At 69.0% G+C, this 258-nt stretch carries 1 protein-coding gene; it reads right to left on the bottom strand.

All coding sequences use genetic code 11. The features are described 5' to 3' along the window. Positions 1–228: hypothetical protein (locus FL311_RS43560; RefSeq protein WP_141333590.1), on the bottom strand; the 228-nt coding region annotated here is incomplete at its 3' end. Positions 229–258: the final 30 nt, after the last annotated feature.

Below are 258 nucleotides of genomic sequence, written 5' to 3'. Positions count from 1 at the left end.
AGGCTTGGTGGCGGCGGGCTTCGTCCCGTTCGCCACGCGCTTCTTGCGCTTCACCTTGGGCTGCGACTCGGAGGCCGCGTTGGTCTCTTGCGCCTGGGCCACCGCCGGGTGGGCCACGGCCAGCGCACAGAGGACGGCCGTCACCGTGAAGAAGGCGCGAAGGCCCCGGCGCTTCACGTGAGCACGCACCGCGCCTGGCAGCGGATCACCACACACAATCGAGTGCATCGTTCTCTCATCCGCGGATGGAAGGAGCCC

The organism is Myxococcus sp. AB025B (assembly GCF_006518215.1).
In the GTDB taxonomy this organism is placed as follows: Bacteria; Myxococcota; Myxococcia; order Myxococcales; family Myxococcaceae; genus Myxococcus; species Myxococcus fulvus.
This window is presented reverse-complemented; position numbering and strand designations above follow the sequence as displayed.